This is a genomic window from Thioalkalivibrio sp. AKL8, from assembly GCF_000380525.1.
Taxonomy (GTDB): domain Bacteria; phylum Pseudomonadota; class Gammaproteobacteria; order Ectothiorhodospirales; family Ectothiorhodospiraceae; genus Thioalkalivibrio; species Thioalkalivibrio versutus.
Map to the genome: position 1 here is coordinate 120,988 of NZ_AQYF01000008.1, position 16,287 is coordinate 137,274.

Consider the following 16,287-nt stretch of genomic DNA (forward strand, 5'->3'; position numbering starts at 1 on the left):
ATGACGGCGCTTCGAGACCCAACGGGAGACCTACACCATGACGCTAAGTCAACTGCTGCAGTATCTGGACGAACACATGGACGGCGTGTTCCTGGACGGCGACCCCGCCGCGTCACTGGAAAAGGCGCGCAGCGGAGACCACCGCAACCCCATCGCGGCCGAGGTCCTGGTCGCCCTGATGGACGGCGCCGGTTCCGACAGCCCGGACGCCACCATGGAACGGGCCGAGGCGGTCAAGTCCATCGGCCCGACCCGCCTGAAGTACATGGGCGACGACGCCCCGGTCGAGGGCTTCCGCCTGGTGGAAAAGACCATCGTCACCATCGACGCCGCCTACAACGAGGAAGCGCTCGCCCTGCGCGGCTGACGCCGCGCCCTGCCTCCGGACACAGCCGGCGGGGCATTCCGTGGGCCATCACCCCGGAAAGGCCTGAACGCCCCGCCATCCCGGCCGGAGTGAAGCCCTCCTCGTCATCCCGGCCGGAGCGAAGCTGTCACCGCCCCCCGGCCGGAGCAAACCTCTCCCCGTCATCCCGGCCGCAACGAAGCGGAGAGCCGGGATCTCCGGGAACGCCCCGGGCCGTTCAACCAGATCCCGGATAACCGCTGCGCGGTTTCCGGGATTACAAAGTGGGTGACGCAGGTTCGCTGTCAGAGCAGGCTGACCAGTCCAAGAACGGTCGCAGCCACCGTTGCGCCGATCAAGGCGCCCATGGCGACATCGCTCGGGTAGTGCAGGGCCAGCACCAGCCGCGAGGCGGCCACCAGCACCGCGAACGGCACGACCAGCCACGCCCACACCGGGAACCAGGCCACCAGGATCACCGTAAACCCCACCGCGTGCATCGTATGGCCGGAGGGGAAACTGAACTCGTCCAGCGGATCCACGGTGCGCGCGAACGGACGACCACGATGGCAGGGACGACGCCGGCTGGTGCGCCGCTTCAGCCACTTGTAGAGCGGCAGCGAGGCCAGCCCCACTACCGCCATCTGCAGACTGACCCAGGCCGCCTGCGGCCCATGGATCAGTGGCAGGGCAAGCATCAGCGCATACCAGATGGCCCCATCGCCCAGGCGGCTGATCCAGCCGAAGAACCCGCTGACGGCGCGACGGCGATTGTAGTGATTGAACCGCTGGCAGACCGCCAGCTCGAACTCATCCATCCAGTGCAGGACTCGCATCGCGCGCCTCTCCTAGCAGTTCCAGACAAACCGTTTCGAACTCGGCGACCACCTCGACCCAGTCAAGCCCACGGGCGCACGCCCGGGCGTGGCGCCCCATCTCGCTCCACCCCTCCGGGGTCTGTGCGAGTTCCGCAGCCGCCGTGACAAAGGCTGCGGCATCCGCCGTCACATCGCCGGTAAAGCGCACCCGGGCGCCGCTCACGCCGCTGATCACGTGCTCGTGAGCCGCCGCAGTATCGAAGGCCAGCACCGGGAGCCCGCTGGCCATGGCCTCGATCACCACGTTGCCGAAGGTCTCGGAGGTGGATGGGAACAGGAACAGGTCGGCGCTGGCGTAGTGCTGGGCCAGGGCCTGCCCCACCTGCTGCCCGGTAAAGATCAGGTCCGGGTGTGCCCGCTCAAGCGCGACACGGGAGGGTCCGTCCCCCACCAGCACCAGGCGGGCGTCGGGCAGGCGCTCCTGCAATGTTCGGAAGGCTTCCACCACCAGCCCCAGATTCTTCTCTGGCGCCAGTCGGCCGACGTACAGGACCACCGGCCCGGGCCCCCATTGCCGACGCAGGCGCGAGGATCGCCGTGCCGGCGTGAAGTGCCGGGTATCCACGCCGCGCGCCATCACCCGCACGCGCTCGAAGCCATGGCCTGCAAGGCTTGTGGCCAGTGCCTGCGTGGGGGCCAGGGTTACGTCGCAGCGATTGTGGAAACGGCGCAGGACGGCCCGCACCAGAGGTGTCAGCCAGCCCACGCCGTAGTAGCGGGCATAGCCATCGAAATGGGTGTGAAACCCCGATGCGACGGGGATCCCGAGGCACCGTGCCGCGCGCAGGGCCGAGTGGCCAAGCGGCCCTTCGGTCGCGACATATACGGCGTCAGGCCGGTGTTCGGTCCACAGCGCCGTCAAGCGCCGGCGAGCCGGCAATCCCATGCGCAAACCGCTGTAGCCCGGAAGCGGCAACCCCGGCAATGGCCGCTCCTCCATTAAACCGTCCGTCTCCAGCGGGTCCACGACGACGGCCTTCGATTCGCCCGGCTGGCACGGACGCAGCACCTGCACGCGATGGCCGCGGCTGCGCATCCCCTCAACCAGGCGCGCGAGGGTATGGGCCACACCATTGACCTCCGGTGGCCAGGTCTCGGTCACCAGGGCCAGGTTCAGACATGGGCGGGAGGGGCGGCGGGATTCCGTGTGTAGCGGCGACGACATGGTGAACCCCCTCCCCGCCCGCCGCTACGAGGCGCGGGCGCTTGCGCGCCCCGAAGGCGGATCGACCGGCAGGCCGAGCACATCGACAATGGCGCTGCGGGCGCCGTCGGCCAGACTGCGCCGATCCTGGTTGGCGGATTCCAGCGGTGCCAGAAGATGCAGCTCCACGTGCGTCTCGCGCCGACACAACAGCTTCCAGACATTCGAGATCAGGCGATCGTCTTCCGCGTAGGACACCGGCACCGGGCCGTTCGGCATGCCTTCGTAGGCCAGCGCCACCGGCTGTACCGGGTGCTGGGTGCCGGCCACGGCCGCAAACAGTCGCGGGTGGAACTGGCGCACGAACTCGCCACGGCTGGTCGTGCCTTCCGGGAACACCACGAACTGCAGGCCCTCGTCGAGCCCGGCCCGCATCGCCTCGAAGTGGGCCGACGCCTGATTGGCCCCGCGTTCGATGAAGCGGGTGTCATGCTGACGGCCGAGCCAGCCGATGATCGGCCAACGTGCGATCTCCGCCTTGGAGAGGAAACAGGTGTCCATCGCGGCGCCGATTAGCGGGATATCCAGCCAGGAGACATGGTTGGCCACCACCAGTGATGTACGCCGGGGTTCCTCGCCATGGATCCGGAGCCGCACCCCCACGATCCACAGCGCGCGGTCGTACCAGGCGCGGCGGATGCGGCTGCGTTCCGCGAAGTCGGCCCCCCGGCGGACCATCCGCCAGGTCAGCCAGACCCCCGCCAGCATGTGCAGCACGATGCGCATCAGCCTACCCAGTGCCCGCAGTGTTCCGGTCATGCTCCGTTCCTCGGCTTGCGGGCGTCATAGCGCCCATGAAGTGCCGATGGTAACGGTCCGGCATGGCGCGCACATCCAGCAGGACAAGCACGTCGGCCACATTGAAATCGGGATCGAAACAGGCCTCGCCGCAGACCCGGGCACCCAGGCGAAGGTAGGCTTTCAGCAACGGCGGCAGCCCGGTACGGCTGGGTGTGCCATGGCAGATGGTCAGGGAATTGGGCAGCGGCCGGCGCGGCGTCACCCGCAGACGTGACGGGGCTCGATGGAACAGGCGTAGCCAGGCCAGCTGGGCCGGCGTCTGCTCGCTCAATGGTAGGCTCGCACAGCCCATCAGGTAGTCGTAACGATGGGCGTTCATGAACCGCGCCAGGCCGGTCCACAGCGCGTTGATCGCGGCCCCCTGACGATGATCCGCGCGCACGCAGGTGCGGCCGATCTCCAGGGTCTTCCCCGGGAGATTCATCAACGGGCCCAGTTCGAATTCGGACAGCGAGTAGAAGCCACCGGCCGTGCTGGCGCTCTCCTCGGTGAGGATGCGTGTGCAGGCAACCACCGTACCGGAGTGCCGTTCGCGCACCAGCAGGTGATGACAGAAGGGGTCCAGGGGATCCCGGTCCAGACCGGATCCAGCATCCGGAAGCGCAGCCCCCATCTCGCCAGCGAAGACCTCGTGGCGCAGGCGCTGGGCCGCCTCGAGCTCCGACGGGCTGGACGCGAGGTGGACGCGGTAGGCGGTTTCGTTCGCCGCGATCGGTGTAGCTGGGGACAGCTGCGGTTCGCTCATGGTGGCGACCTCCGGTTGAACTGTCCCGGAGACTACGCCGCGTGGTTGACCGCCCCGTGTAGGAACGATGACGGTCGGATGAACCCGCCGCCGGAACCGTGCCCGAATACGGCACCGTTCGGGGCGGAGGCCCCTGCCCCCGCCCGGCCAGCCTCTGCTACGGCAGCGGGCCCGTGTAGGCGCCGGATTCCACCGGCAGGTCCTCGCCTTCCCAGCTCTTGATACCGCCGGCGATGTTCACCACGTTGGTAAAGCCCATGTCCTGCAGTCGCTGCACGGACATCGCGGCACGGCCGCCGGTTGCGCACATCACGGCCACCGGCTTCTCGCGGGCGTTCACCAGCGCGTCGATGCGGTGCGGGGTGTTGGGATCGGCCGCACCTTCCAGCAGGCCGCGCGGGACGAGGATGGAGTTCGGCGCGTGCATCTTTTCGAACTCGTAGGGCTCGCGCACATCCACCACCAGCCAGTCCTCGCCGTTCTCCATCTTCTCGGCAAGATCCGCCGGGGCGATCTCCTTCACGTTCTTCCGCGCCTCGGCGACGAAATCCATCAGCTTCTTCTCGCTCATTCGAACATTCCCTTTTGCAATGAATCGGACTACCCCCCGCAGGAGCCTGCTTGCAGGCTCCTGCACACGGGCTCTCATTCTACCGTGGGTGCGAGTCCGGGCGATTCAACCCTCGTCGAGCGCACCTTCCAGCGCAACGGGATCGGTCACCGGGGCCGCGCACTGCAACCCGCGACAGACATAGGCCCGCACGCCCGTCTCCGGGGCGGCTTTCTCCGCGAGCGCGGCGGGCAGATCGCCGGCCGGCGCGGGAATCGCGAAGGTCCACACCGGAGCATCCTGCACCCGCAGTCGCTGCTGCCACGCGGGAAGTTCGTCGGCTGGCCCCCGCAGCACGACCAGGGCCGGCGCCTGGTAATGGATGTCCAGCGCGGTCAGCAGGCTCATGTGGCCCAGTGGCGCCTGCTCGACCATCGGGCCGGCGTTCGCCAGCGTGCGCTCGGCCGCCTCCAGGTAGCGGGGTTCGGACAGCAGGAACCCGAGTTTCTGCAATACCTGAGCGGCGGTCCCGTTGCCGGCCGCCATGGCATCGTCGGCATAGACCTTCGGGCGCTGGATCAGTGCCTCGTGATCCCGGGCGGTGAAGAAGAAACCGCCCTGTTCGCGGTCCTCGAAGTCCTCCAGCAGGGTGTCGGCCAGCGTGGTGGCCCAGGCCAGCAGGTCGCTGTCCCACTCGGCCTCCAGCAGCGCCAGCGTGGCCTCCAGCAAGAGGGCGTGATCGTCCAGGTAGGCGCGCGGCATCGCGCCGGTCGCCCCCTCGCGCACGCTGGCGCACAACCGGCCGTCGCGCCACAGACGCTCGCGCACGGCGGTCATCGCCTCGCGTGCCAGGCGCAACCATTCCGGGCGCTCCAGGGCGCGCGCGGCACGCGCCAGGCCCGCGATCATCAGCGCATTCCAGGCGCCCAGGATCTTCTCGTCGCGATGCGGTCGCACCCGGTCCTCGCGTGCCGCGAGCAGGCGTTCGCGGGCCCGGTCCAGACGCGTGTTCGCCTCCGCTTCGTCGATCCCCAGCGCATCCGCGACGGTCGCCGCTGGTGCCACCTCGTGCAGATGCCAGCGCCCCTCGAAATTGGCCGGGCCGTGGAGTCCCCAGACCCGGCTGGCGACGGCCCACTCGTCCTCCGTCAGGAGCGCCTGGACCGTCTCCGGGTCCCAGACATAGAAGCGTCCTTCCTCGCCCTCGGAGTCCGCGTCCAGGCTCGAATAAAAGGCCCCGGAGGGATCCCGCATCTCGCGCTCCAGCCAGGCGACCGTCGGCTCCACCACCCGCCGCGCGCATTCGTCGCCGTGGGCGGCGCGCTCGGCGTACAGCCCCAGCAACGGCCCGTTGTCGTAGAGCATCTTCTCGAAGTGCGGGATCATCCAGCGGGCATCCACCGAGTAGCGGCAGAAGCCACCGCCCACCTGATCGAAGATCCCGCCGGCGGCCATCGCACCCAGGGTACGGGCCAGCATGCGCTCCGCCTCGGCATCGCCATGGCGCGCCGAGTGCCAGGCCAGCCACTCGAGCGACGCTGGGTGCGGGAACTTGGGGGCGTCCCCGAAACCGCCGAACTGCTCGTCGAAGGTCTTCGCCAGTTCGGCGCGCCCCTTGTCGATGACACTGAGGGCCGGGATCGCGCCACCGGCCGGGCTGTAGATCCGCCCCAGTGCCTGCTGCAACGAGTCGTTCTGGCGCTGGATCTCCTCGGGGTGCTCGGCGAGGAAATCGGACACCCGGGTCATCAGGTCCACGAACGATGGCAGGCCGTGGCGCGGGGTGTTCGGGAAGTAGGTCCCGGCAAAAAACGGCACCTGGTCCGGGGTCAGGAAGACGGTCAGCGGCCAGCCTCCGGGGCGCTGCGACAGCAGCATGTGCGCGTTCTGGTAGATGCGGTCGAGGTCCGGGCGCTCCTCGCGGTCCACCTTGATGTTGATGAAGCGCGCGTTCATCACCTCGGCGGTGGCCGGATCCTCGAAGGATTCGTGCGCCATCACGTGGCACCAGTGGCAGGCGGAATAACCAATCGAGAGCAGGATTGGCTTGTCCTCCCGGCGGGCGCGGTCCAGCGCCTCCTCGCCCCAGGGATACCAGTCAACAGGGTTGTCGGCGTGCTGCAGCAGATACGGGCTGCTGGCCCCGGCCAGTCGATTCATCGCGCGGCCTCCTTGCAGGTGGATCGGGCTAGCGGCATACAGGTGCATGCCGGGGCCCGGGCGAGTAGCATGTGCAGCCGGTTTTTCATCCGCAAGCGCCCATGCCCACACACCCGTTTATCGACCCCGTCGCCCTGTCCATCGGCCCACTGACCCTGTACTGGTACGGCCTGACATACCTGGTCGGCTTCGTCGCCTTCTGGGCGTTGGGCGTATGGCGCACCCGCAGCCGCAACTGGGACCCCCTGCACCCCTGGCAGGTCGGTGACCTGCTGTTCTGGGGCGTACTCGGGGTCGTCGTCGGCGGGCGGCTCGGCTATGCACTGTTCTACAACCTCGACACGACGCTGGCCGACCCGCTGAGCCTGTTCCGCATCTGGGAGGGCGGCATGGCCTTCCACGGCGGGCTGGCCGGCGTGCTGGTCACCTGCTGGCTATACGCCCGCAAGATCGGCCAGCCGTTCTTCCGTCTGACCGACTTCATCGCCCCCCTGATCCCGATCGGCCTGGGCGCCGGGCGCATCGGCAACTGGATCAACGGCGAGCTGTGGGGCAAACCCACCGACCTGCCCTGGGCCATGGTCTTCCCGGCCGCGGACTACATCCCCCGTCATCCGTCGCAGCTGTACCAGGCCTTTCTCGAAGGGCTCGTGCTGTTCGTGGTGTTGTGGGTCGTCTCGCGCCAGCCGCGGCGTACCGGACTGATCTCCGGGCTGTTCCTGACGCTTTACGGCAGCTTCCGTTTCGCGGTCGAGTTCGTGCGCGTGCCCGACGCCCATCTCGGCTACCTCGCCTTCGACTGGCTCACCATGGGACAGGTCCTGACCCTGCCGGTGATCCTGTTCGGCGTTGCCCTGATCGTCTGGTCGCGGCGCAACCCCCTGCCCGCACCCCGCCCGGCCCCGGAGACCGCCTGAGATGCAGCAATACCTGGACCTGGTGCGGCACATCCGCGACCACGGCACGGACCGTCCGGACCGCACCGGTACCGGCACGCGCTCGGTCTTCGGCTACCAGATGCGCTTCGACCTGGCCGACGGCTTCCCGCTGGTCACCACCAAACGCACCCATCTGCGCTCGGTAATCCACGAACTGCTGTGGTTCATCGCCGGCGATACCAATGTCGGCTACCTGCGCGAGCACAAGGTCCGCATCTGGGACGAGTGGGCCACCGAGGCCGGCGACCTGGGCCCCGTCTACGGCGCGCAGTGGCGCAACTGGGCCGGCCACGACCAGCTTGCCGAACTGATCGACAACCTGAGGAACCGCCCCCACTCCCGGCGCCACATCATCAGCGCCTGGAACGTGGCCGACCTGCCGGACGAATCCATCTCGCCGCAGGCGAACGCGGAGGCCGGGCGCATGGCCCTGGCGCCCTGCCACACCCTGTTCCAGTTCTACGTGGCCGACGATCGCCTGTCCTGCCAGCTCTACCAGCGCAGCGCGGATGTCTTCCTCGGCGTGCCGTTCAACATCGCCAGCTACGCCCTGCTGACCCACATGCTCGCGCAGGTGGTGGGCCTGAAGCCCGGCGAGTTCGTCCATACCTTCGGCGACGCCCACCTCTACCGCAACCACCAGGAGCAGGTCGAAGAACTGCTCGGGCGCGAACCGCTGCCGCTGCCAACCCTGCACCTGAACCCGGACGTCACCGACCTGTTCGCCTTCACCTTCGACGACATCGAGGTGCGCGACTACCAGTCGCACCCCCCGATCAAGGCCCCCATCGCGATCTGAGCGTTACCGGAGTCCCCATGCCCCAGCCCGAGATTCATCTGATGGTCGCGCTCGATCCGGATCACGTGATCGGGCGCGACAACGACCTGCCCTGGCACCTGCCGAAGGACCTGCAGCACTTCAAGCGAATGACTGCCGGTCACCCGATGATCATGGGGCGGCGCACCTTCGAATCCATCGGGCGCCCGCTGCCGAAACGCCGCAACCTGGTGCTGACGCGCCAGGCGGACTGGCAAGCGGAGGGTATCGAGGTCTATCGCGATCTGGATGCGGCGCTGGCCACCATCGAGGCCGGCCCCGCCTTCGTGATCGGCGGCGCCGGGCTGTTCGCGGAGACCCTGCCGCGCGCCGACGTGCTGCACCTGACCCGGGTGCACGAGTGCCATGCCGGCGACACCTTCTTCCCCGCCCTCGACCCCGCGGACTGGGACGTCGTCTGGTCCGAGCACCACGAAGCCGACGAACGCCACGCCTGCCCCTTCACCTTCGAACGCCTCGAACGCCGCCGCTGAACGCGACCCGGCGCCGTCCAGGGACCGTGCGGGCCCGGGTATGTACAGCACCCGGCGGCCGAAGGTGGCCCTGGAACGCAGTGGTACACGCCCCAGGGCTCCACGCCCCTCCTGCTTCGTGATCCCGGAAACCACGTAGCGGTTATCCGGGATCACGGCGGCCGGGGTTCCCGGCCCTTCGCTTCGCTGCGGCCGGGATGACAGTACAGGGGCAAGGGCCGGGGCCGGGGACGGGGACATTCCAGAAAGGCCCGGATTAAAGCGACCTGCGGCGGGCTATTTGCGCCCCTGGACGATCCCCCTGACTGGCTGACCCTCGTGGCTAATCAGGAACAATCTTTCTCTGTGCCCCCTAGGGTGCACAATCGCCCGGATCCTTAGCCCGTTCTTCGTGCCTTCGTGCGCTTCGTGGTGAAGAAAGGTGTTGTCAGCGCCCGCCAAAGTGGGGGATCAGGCGGCCGGGCAGCAGGTGGACCAAGATGAAGCCCAGCATCGCGGCGACCACGATGGTCGGGCCGGTCGGGGTGTCGTACTGGAAGGAGCCCCACAGCCCGGCCCCCACGGCCAGCATGCCGATGATGCCGGCGAGGATCGCCATCTGCTCGGGGGTGGCCGCAAAGCGCCGGGCACTGGCCGCCGGGATGATCATCAGCGCCGTGATCAGCAGCACGCCGACCACCTGCATCGCCGCCGCGATCACCAGTGCGATCAGCAGCATCAGGCCCAGCCGCACCAGCAGCACCGGCACACCCTCCACCTGGGCGAGCTCCTCGTGCACCGTCAGCGCCAGCAGCGGGCGCCACAGCAGGATCAGCAGCAGCAACGCCACGCCACCGCCGACCGCGATGGACATCAAGTCGTTGGTGCCCACCGCGAGGATGTCACCGAACAGGTAGGCCATCAGATCCACCCGCAACCCCTCGATAAAGGTAACGGCGACGATCCCCAGCGACAGCGAACTGTGCGCGAGAATCCCGAGCAGGGTGTCCGAGGCCAGTTCCTGCCGCCGCTGCAGCAGTACCAGCAGGATGGCGATGGCCACGCACACGATCGTGACCATCAGGTTGAGATTCAGCCCCAGCAACACGCCCAGCGCGACGCCCAGCAACGCCGAATGCGACACGGTATCGCCGAAATAGGCCATGCGCCGCCAGACCACGAAGGCCCCCAGCGGACCCGCGACGGCGGCCACCATCAGCCCCGCCAGCAGCGCACGAATCAGGAAATCGTCGAGCAGGCCATCCATCATCGGGAGTCGCCCCCGGGACCGGGCCGGTGGGCATGGCCGCAGCCGGCGTGATGTTCGTGCACATCCCCGGCCACATCGTGCACGTGGTCGTGATCGTGCCGGTAGACCCCGATCCCCTGCATGTCCGTCTCCGGGAACAGGCGCTGGTACTCGGGATGCCGCGACACCTCCTCCGGCCGGCCGGTGCAGCACACATGCTGGTTCAGGCAGATCACCGCGTCGGCCCCGGCCATCACCAGGTGCAGGTCGTGCGAAACCATCAGCACCCCGCAGCCGGTCTCGTGGCGGATGTCATCGATCAGCTTGAACACCTCGCCCTGGCCGACAATATCCACCCCCTGGGCGGGCTCGTCCAGCACCAGCAGGTTCGGTCGATTGAGCAGGGCGCGCGCCAGCAGCACCCGCTGCATCTCGCCGCCGGAAAGCGACTGCACCGGCTTGTGCAGCAGATGCGGCACGCCGACCCGCTCCAGGCCTTCGCGCAGGACGGCCTCCGGGGCCCGCTGGCGCAGCGTCAGAAAACGCCGCACCGACAATGGCAGCACCGGCTCGATCTGCAGGCGCTGCGGCATGTAGCCGATGCGCAGCCCGCGCCGGCGTTGTACCCGGCCCTGTCCCGGCTTCCACAGTCCCAGCAGCACTCGCAACAGCGAGGTCTTGCCCGCCCCGTTGGGGCCGATCACCACGGTCACCTCGGCCGGCCGCACCTGGACCGAGACATGATCCAGGATCACCCGCCCGCCGCGTTCCAGCGAGACGTCGCGGGCGGCCAGCAACGGCGAGGCGTCCGTCGCCGGTTGCGCGTGCGGGGAAGGGGTTTCGCGATTCATATTGGTATACTATAACGTTATTGAATCCGATGGAGAATCCTCCCATGCGCTCTGCTGCCCGCCGCCCGACCTTCCTCGCCCTGCTCCTGGCCCTGGCGTTTCTGGTGACGGTGGCCACGCCCGCGCAGGCCGACAGCCCGCGCATCGTCGCATCGATTCTACCGATTCACAGTCTGGTTGCCGCGCTGGCCGGCGACACCCACGAGGTGGAACTGCTGGTGCCGGCCAGCGCCTCGCCCCACGGCTATTCCATGCGTCCCTCCGAGGCACGGCGCCTGCAGCAGGCCGACCTGGTGGTCTGGGTGGGTCCGGAGCTCGAGGGCTTTCTGGAGCGCTCGCTGCACGGGATCGCCGACCGCGCGACGGTCATCAGCCTGATGCACGACCTCGATCTCGATCTTCTGGAGGGCCGCACCGGGGGCGTATGGGAAGGCCATCATGACCACGGCGACGATGGCGGCCATGGGCATGACGATCATCCCCACGACGATCACAACGGACACGCGGACCACGCACACGACCATGACGCGCACGACCACGATGCTCACGGCTCGGATAATCATGGACACGCCGCGCATGACGACGGGCACGGGCATGCACATGGCGATTACGACAGCCACCTGTGGCTGTCGCCGGGCGTCGCACGGGCCATCGTCGAACAGCTTGCGGAGCGCCTCGCGGAACTCGATCCGGAACAGGCCGCAACGATCCGGGACAACCGGGACGGCCTGCTCCAGCGCATCGACGAGATGGACGCCAGGATCGCCGAGCAACTGGCGCCGGTACGCGACCAGCGCTTCATGGTGTTTCACGACGCCTACCAGTACTTCGAGCAGCACTATGGCCTGAACGCGGCCGGCTCCATCAGCGTCGATCCCTCGCGCATGCCCGGGGCCCGCCGGCTGTCCGAACTACGCGGCCGTCTGGCCGAGGGCGATGTCGCCTGCCTGTTCACCGAACCGCAGTTTCGCCCGGCGCTGGCGGAAACCGTGGCCGAGGGTACCGGCACCCGGCTCGGCATGCTCGATCCAATCGGCGCGGAGCTGGAGCCTGGCCCCGATGCCTGGTTCCTGCTGATGCAGGGTATGGCGGACGGCTTCACCGACTGCATGGCACATAACGGCTCCTGACGGACACGCGGCCCCACCTCCGGACGCTGCGCATCGCCGCCCCACCTTCCTGTGCCGTCACCCCGGAAACCGCGTAGCGGTTATCCGGGATCTCCCACGCCGGGACAGCCCCCGAAGCCGGATATCCCGGCTCTGCGCTTCGCTTCGGCCGGGGTAACCGAAGGGAAAAGGCCCGGATGCCCACCGCGGTCAGAGCAGGATCAGCCCCCACACCAGCGCCGCCAGGAGGAAGCTGACCAGCACCGCGGCCGAGGCCATGTCCTTGGCGCGCGCCGACAGCGGATGGCGTTCGTCGCCAAACCGGTCGATTGCCGCCTCCACCGCCGAGTTCAGCAGTTCCACCACCAGGATCAACAAGGCACTGCCGGCCAGCAGAGCCCGCTCCACCCCGCTCTCGCCCAACCAGATCGCCAGCGGCAGCAATACCGCGAGCAACGCCAGCTCCTGACGAAACGCCGACTCGTGCTGATACGCCTCGCGCAGCCCGCGCCAGGAATACCCGAAGGCATGCAGCACCCGGCCCAGACCGCGTCGGCCACTATGCGCCACCCGGATTCCCCTCGGTGCGCCCCGTCATGCGGCGGGCGGCGGCGCCACGGCCACCCGGTTGCGGCCCTCGCGCTTGGCGCGGTAGAGCGCCTCGTCGACCCGCCGCAGCAGCTCACCGCGGGGCTCGCCGGGGTGAAACGCCGCCACCCCGAGGCTGACCGTGACCCTGCCTACGCCCGGGAAGGCATGCCCGGCCACCCGCGCCCGGATCAACTCCGCCACCCGTGCGCCGGCCTCCGCCGGGTCGCCCGGAAGCAGGACCATGAACTCCTCGCCCCCCCAGCGCCCGAGCACATCCGCGCCACGCAGGCGTTCGCCCGCCACGCGGGTCACCTCCTGCAACACCACATCCCCGGCGGCATGACCATAGGTGTCGTTGACCTTCTTGAAGTGATCGAGGTCGAACATCACCAGCGAGAACCCCTGTCCGTAGCGTTCGGCGCGCTCGACTTCGCGATCCAGCAGGCTTTCGAAATAGCGCCGATTCGCAACACCGGTCAGTCGGTCATAGAAGGCCTGACGCTCGAGTTCCGCCTGGTTGCGTTCCAGCTCTTGCTGGGTGGCCTTCAGCGCGGTGATGTCGACCGCCGTTCCGGCCACCCGGGTCACCCGACCCTCTGTGTCCGCAATCGGGTAACGGCGGACCCGAACCCAGCGCTGCTCCCCGTCCGGGCGCAGAATTCGAAAGGTCTCGTCGGCCGTTCCGTCCCCGAAAGCCCCGGAAAGAAACACCGCCTCCACCCGGGCACGGTCCTCCGGATGCACGGCCTCCAGCATCTCGGTCCGGTCGCGGTACAGGTGCTCGCGGCTGTACCCCCAGACCCGTTCGTAGGCCGGATTGACGTACAAAATCGAATGCTCGTCCTGCAGCCAGAAGACCTCGTTCACGGACCCGGCCAGCTGGCGGAAACGCGCCTCGCTCTCGCGCAGGGCCTCTTCCACGGCCTTGCGTTGCGAGAGATCACGCAGGATGGTCGAGATTTGCCGCACCTGCCCCTGGCCATCGTGGCGAACCATGATGACCTGGGACACCGGCACTTCGTGGCCTTCGCCATCCAGCACGACAGTCTCGCCCTGCCAGATGCCCTCGCGCATCGCCACCGGGACCGCCTCCTGCAGGATATGGTCCGCGGCCCAGGGCGGATGGAACCGCCGGACCGTGGTCTCCAGGGAATCCACCTCCGTCGGCAGGCTTCGGGTATTCCAGCCGGTTTCGGGGTCCCACGGCTCTCCGGAGGCCGGTGGCAGACCGAACAATGCACGCCCGCCCGCATTCAGGAACAGCATGTTCCCGTCCGGCCCGTGCATGCCGACCACATCGGGGGTGAACTCCAGGATGCCGACCAGCCGGCGCAGGTTCTCCTCCAGCGCGCGGCGGTCGGTCACGTCCTGCACCGTCCCGATCAGGCGTCGGGGCTTGCCGCCGGCATCGCGCTCGACCGCGCCGCGCGTGTGGACCACGCGCTCACGGCCATCGGGCCGCAGGACCCGGAAATGAATGTCGTACTCCCCGGTCTCCAGCGCCGCCTCCACCGTGGCGGCCACGCGGTCCCGGTCGTCCGGGTGCACGGCCTGCAAGAAGCCCGCATAGTTCGCCTCCCAATCCTCCCGCCGCAGACCGAAGATGCGATAGACCTCGTCCGACCAGCGCGTGCGATCCTCCGGGATCGTCCAGACCCAGCTCCCCACGTGCGCGATGCGCTGCGCCGCGGCCAGTTCCTCGCCACGCTCACGCAGGGCCTCCTCCATCGCCACCTGCTCGGTGATGTCGATCATCACCCCGTGCCAGACCATACTGCCGTCCGCTCGCAGGACTTGCGGCGTCGCGCGGCCCTCGACCCAGACCGTCCCGCGTAACGGATGGCGGACGCGGAAACGCACCTGCCAGGGCCCCAGCAAGCGCGCCGACTCCTGGATGCTGGCCTGGATACGCGGGAGGTCGTCGGGGTTCACCCGAGCGAAGGCCGCATCGGCGTCCTCCTGGATCTCGTCAGGGGACAACCCGTACACCCGCTGGACGCCTTCGCTGACGAACGGGAAGGCGTGGCGTCCGTCCGGATACAACCGATACTGGTAGATCGCCCCGGGCAGGTGGCTGGTTGCCTTGGTCAGACGCGCCTCGCGCTCATGCCGGGCGGTCTGGTCCTGGAACGAGACCACGGCGCCGTCGACCCGCCCGGATACGTCGAACGTGGGTGCGGTAAAGACGCTCACCGGAAACAGGGTCCCGTCGGCACGCGCGAAGTGATCGTCCCAGGATTCCACCGGTTTGCCGGTCTCGAGGACACGGCGGATCGGGCAGGCCTCGGGTGGATAGGGGGTCCCGTCCACCAGCGTGTGATGGTTGGTCGAATGCGCATCCCGCCCCAGAGCATCGCCTTCGCCCTCGAAACCCAGCAGACGACAGGCCGCCGGATTCAGGAAGGTATAGCGACCATAGCGATCCAGCCCAAAGACCCCTTCGGCCAGACTGCCCAGCAAGCGCGTCTGGAACGCCTCGGCCGCGCGCAATTCAGTGACATCCTCGATCACGCCATCGAACACATGCCGACCATCCCCATCCTCGGTCCGGTACGCGGTGATCCGGGCACGAAACGGGCGTCCCCGCAGTGTCCTTAGATCCAACTCGCGACCGACAACCCGCCCGTAGGCCTTGAGGTCGCGACTGAAGGCCTCGCGCTCGACCGGATCGCGGTAGAGCTCGTGGACCGGCGTCGAACGCAGTTCGGTCTCGGTTTCCGCCTCGAACAGCTCCACCATGGCCGGATTGAGCCGCACAAAGCGGCCCTCTGGCCCCGGGGTATTACGGTAGACACCCACCGGAAGCCGACCAAACGCGATTCCGTAGAACTCCAACTCCTGCTCGTAGCGCCGGGTCTCCGAGACATCGTGAATGATCGAGTAGAGATATTGGGTCCCGTCCAGCACCACCGGGCCGGAATACACCTCGACATCGCGGATCTCGCCCCCGCAGATGCGGTGGCGAAAACCGAAGAAGCGGCGTTCCTCGCGAGCCGCCCGCTCCATCTCGGTGCGCACGTCGTCCGCCGAGAGCGTGTTGATGTCCTGGATGCACATGGCCTTCAACGCCTCGGCCGAATAGCCGTAGAACGCCACTGCGGCCGGATTGGCATCGACGATCCCGCCATCCTCGGGGTTGATCAGCAGCTTCGGGGCGGTATTGGCGGTAAAGATCTGGTCGTAGACCTGGGCGGCGGAATCGCCTTGCGCCTGGCGCTGCACGGTGGCGAGCCGCCCGTCCGGATCGGGCGCCAGCACCAGCGTGCAGGCAACCGCCTTCGCGTCCTCGACGTGCGGCGCCCTGAGCGAAAGCTCCAGGGTCACTTCGGCCGAGCCGGAGCGTGCGAGGGCGTCCATCAACGCCTTGTGCTGCACCTGCGGCACGCACTCGGCCAGCCGCACACCATCGAAGTCATCCGCCGCGCAGCCCAGCCATTCCGCCAGGCGCGCATTGGCCGCATGAATGCGGCCACTGGCCTCCAGAAACACCAGCCCCACGGCGGCCCGGTGGAACAAGCCCGCGCCTGCATGCTCCGCAGGATCCATCAAGTCTCCCCCAGGAGTTTGGCCGTGGC

At 68.2% G+C, this 16,287-nt stretch carries 15 protein-coding genes; 5 read left to right on the plus strand and 10 right to left on the minus strand.

The features are described 5' to 3' along the window. Positions 1-37 precede the first annotated feature (37 nt). Positions 38-367 (plus strand): hypothetical protein, encoded by a 330-nt coding sequence (locus G335_RS0107885; RefSeq protein ID WP_018169389.1) that lies wholly within the window; start codon positions 38-40, stop codon positions 365-367. Positions 368-651: 284 nt separating this feature from the next. Here the strand turns inward: G335_RS0107885 and G335_RS0107890 are convergent, their stop codons facing one another. From G335_RS0107890 to G335_RS0107915, 6 genes are all read right to left on the minus strand, one after another. Then, a complete protein-coding gene (locus tag G335_RS0107890) occupies positions 652-1,182 on the minus strand; it encodes a phosphatase PAP2 family protein (RefSeq protein ID WP_018176389.1) in 531 nt (176 codons plus the stop codon). Continuing rightward, complete coding sequence (locus G335_RS0107895) at positions 1,157-2,389, minus strand: glycosyltransferase family 1 protein (RefSeq protein ID WP_018176390.1); 1,233 nt, start codon at positions 2,387-2,389, stop codon at positions 1,157-1,159. The genes G335_RS0107890 and G335_RS0107895 overlap by 26 nt, the downstream gene beginning before the upstream one ends. Before the next feature lie 24 nt (positions 2,390-2,413). Further along, positions 2,414-3,154, minus strand: a complete 741-nt coding sequence (locus G335_RS0107900) for a 1-acyl-sn-glycerol-3-phosphate acyltransferase (protein ID WP_018176391.1) — start codon at positions 3,152-3,154, stop codon at positions 2,414-2,416. A 4-nt stretch (positions 3,155-3,158) separates the two neighbouring features. Continuing rightward, positions 3,159-3,974 carry a GNAT family N-acetyltransferase gene (locus G335_RS0107905; protein ID WP_018169385.1) on the minus strand — a complete coding sequence of 272 codons (816 nt, stop codon included), beginning with the start codon at positions 3,972-3,974 and terminating at the stop codon, positions 3,159-3,161. Positions 3,975-4,131: 157 nt separating this feature from the next. Then, positions 4,132-4,545, minus strand: coding sequence for a rhodanese-like domain-containing protein (locus tag G335_RS0107910; protein ID WP_018146120.1), 414 nt, complete (start codon positions 4,543-4,545; stop codon positions 4,132-4,134). Positions 4,546-4,650: 105 nt separating this feature from the next. Next, positions 4,651-6,684, minus strand: coding sequence for a thioredoxin domain-containing protein (locus tag G335_RS0107915; protein WP_018176392.1), 2,034 nt, complete (start codon positions 6,682-6,684; stop codon positions 4,651-4,653). 101 nt (positions 6,685-6,785) lie between these two features. Between G335_RS0107915 and lgt the strand changes: the two genes are divergently transcribed. The 3 genes from lgt to G335_RS0107930 are packed head-to-tail and all read left to right on the plus strand — an operon-like array spanning position 6,786 to position 8,933. After that, positions 6,786-7,601, plus strand: coding sequence for a prolipoprotein diacylglyceryl transferase (lgt, locus tag G335_RS0107920; RefSeq protein ID WP_018146122.1), 816 nt, complete (start codon positions 6,786-6,788; stop codon positions 7,599-7,601). A 1-nt stretch (position 7,602) separates the two neighbouring features. Further along, on the plus strand, positions 7,603-8,421 hold the full coding sequence (locus tag G335_RS0107925) for a thymidylate synthase (RefSeq protein WP_018176393.1): 819 nt from the start codon (positions 7,603-7,605) through the stop codon (positions 8,419-8,421). 17 nt (positions 8,422-8,438) lie between these two features. Then, a complete protein-coding gene (locus tag G335_RS0107930; protein ID WP_018176394.1) occupies positions 8,439-8,933 on the plus strand; it encodes a dihydrofolate reductase in 495 nt (164 codons plus the stop codon). A gap of 427 nt (positions 8,934-9,360) precedes the next feature. Here G335_RS0107930 and znuB read toward each other — a convergent pair whose 3' ends face one another. Further along, on the minus strand, positions 9,361-10,182 hold the full coding sequence (gene znuB, locus G335_RS0107935) for a zinc ABC transporter permease subunit ZnuB (RefSeq protein WP_026304790.1): 822 nt from the start codon (positions 10,180-10,182) through the stop codon (positions 9,361-9,363). Continuing rightward, positions 10,179-11,012 carry a zinc ABC transporter ATP-binding protein ZnuC gene (gene znuC, locus G335_RS0107940; protein ID WP_018146126.1) on the minus strand — a complete coding sequence of 278 codons (834 nt, stop codon included), beginning with the start codon at positions 11,010-11,012 and terminating at the stop codon, positions 10,179-10,181. The genes znuB and znuC overlap by 4 nt, the downstream gene beginning before the upstream one ends. 44 nt (positions 11,013-11,056) lie before the next feature. Between znuC and G335_RS0107945 the strand changes: the two genes are divergently transcribed. After that, positions 11,057-12,142 (plus strand): zinc ABC transporter substrate-binding protein ZnuA, encoded by a 1,086-nt coding sequence (locus tag G335_RS0107945; RefSeq protein ID WP_018176396.1) that lies wholly within the window; start codon positions 11,057-11,059, stop codon positions 12,140-12,142. A 189-nt stretch (positions 12,143-12,331) separates the two neighbouring features. Here the strand turns inward: G335_RS0107945 and G335_RS0107950 are convergent, their stop codons facing one another. After that, the gene (locus G335_RS0107950) at positions 12,332-12,691 is read right to left on the minus strand and encodes a diacylglycerol kinase (RefSeq protein ID WP_018176397.1); all 360 of its coding nucleotides are present in this window, start codon (positions 12,689-12,691) and stop codon (positions 12,332-12,334) included. Positions 12,692-12,715: 24 nt separating this feature from the next. Further along, positions 12,716-16,258 (minus strand): PAS domain S-box protein, encoded by a 3,543-nt coding sequence (locus G335_RS0107955; protein WP_018176398.1) that lies wholly within the window; start codon positions 16,256-16,258, stop codon positions 12,716-12,718. Positions 16,259-16,287: the final 29 nt, after the last annotated feature.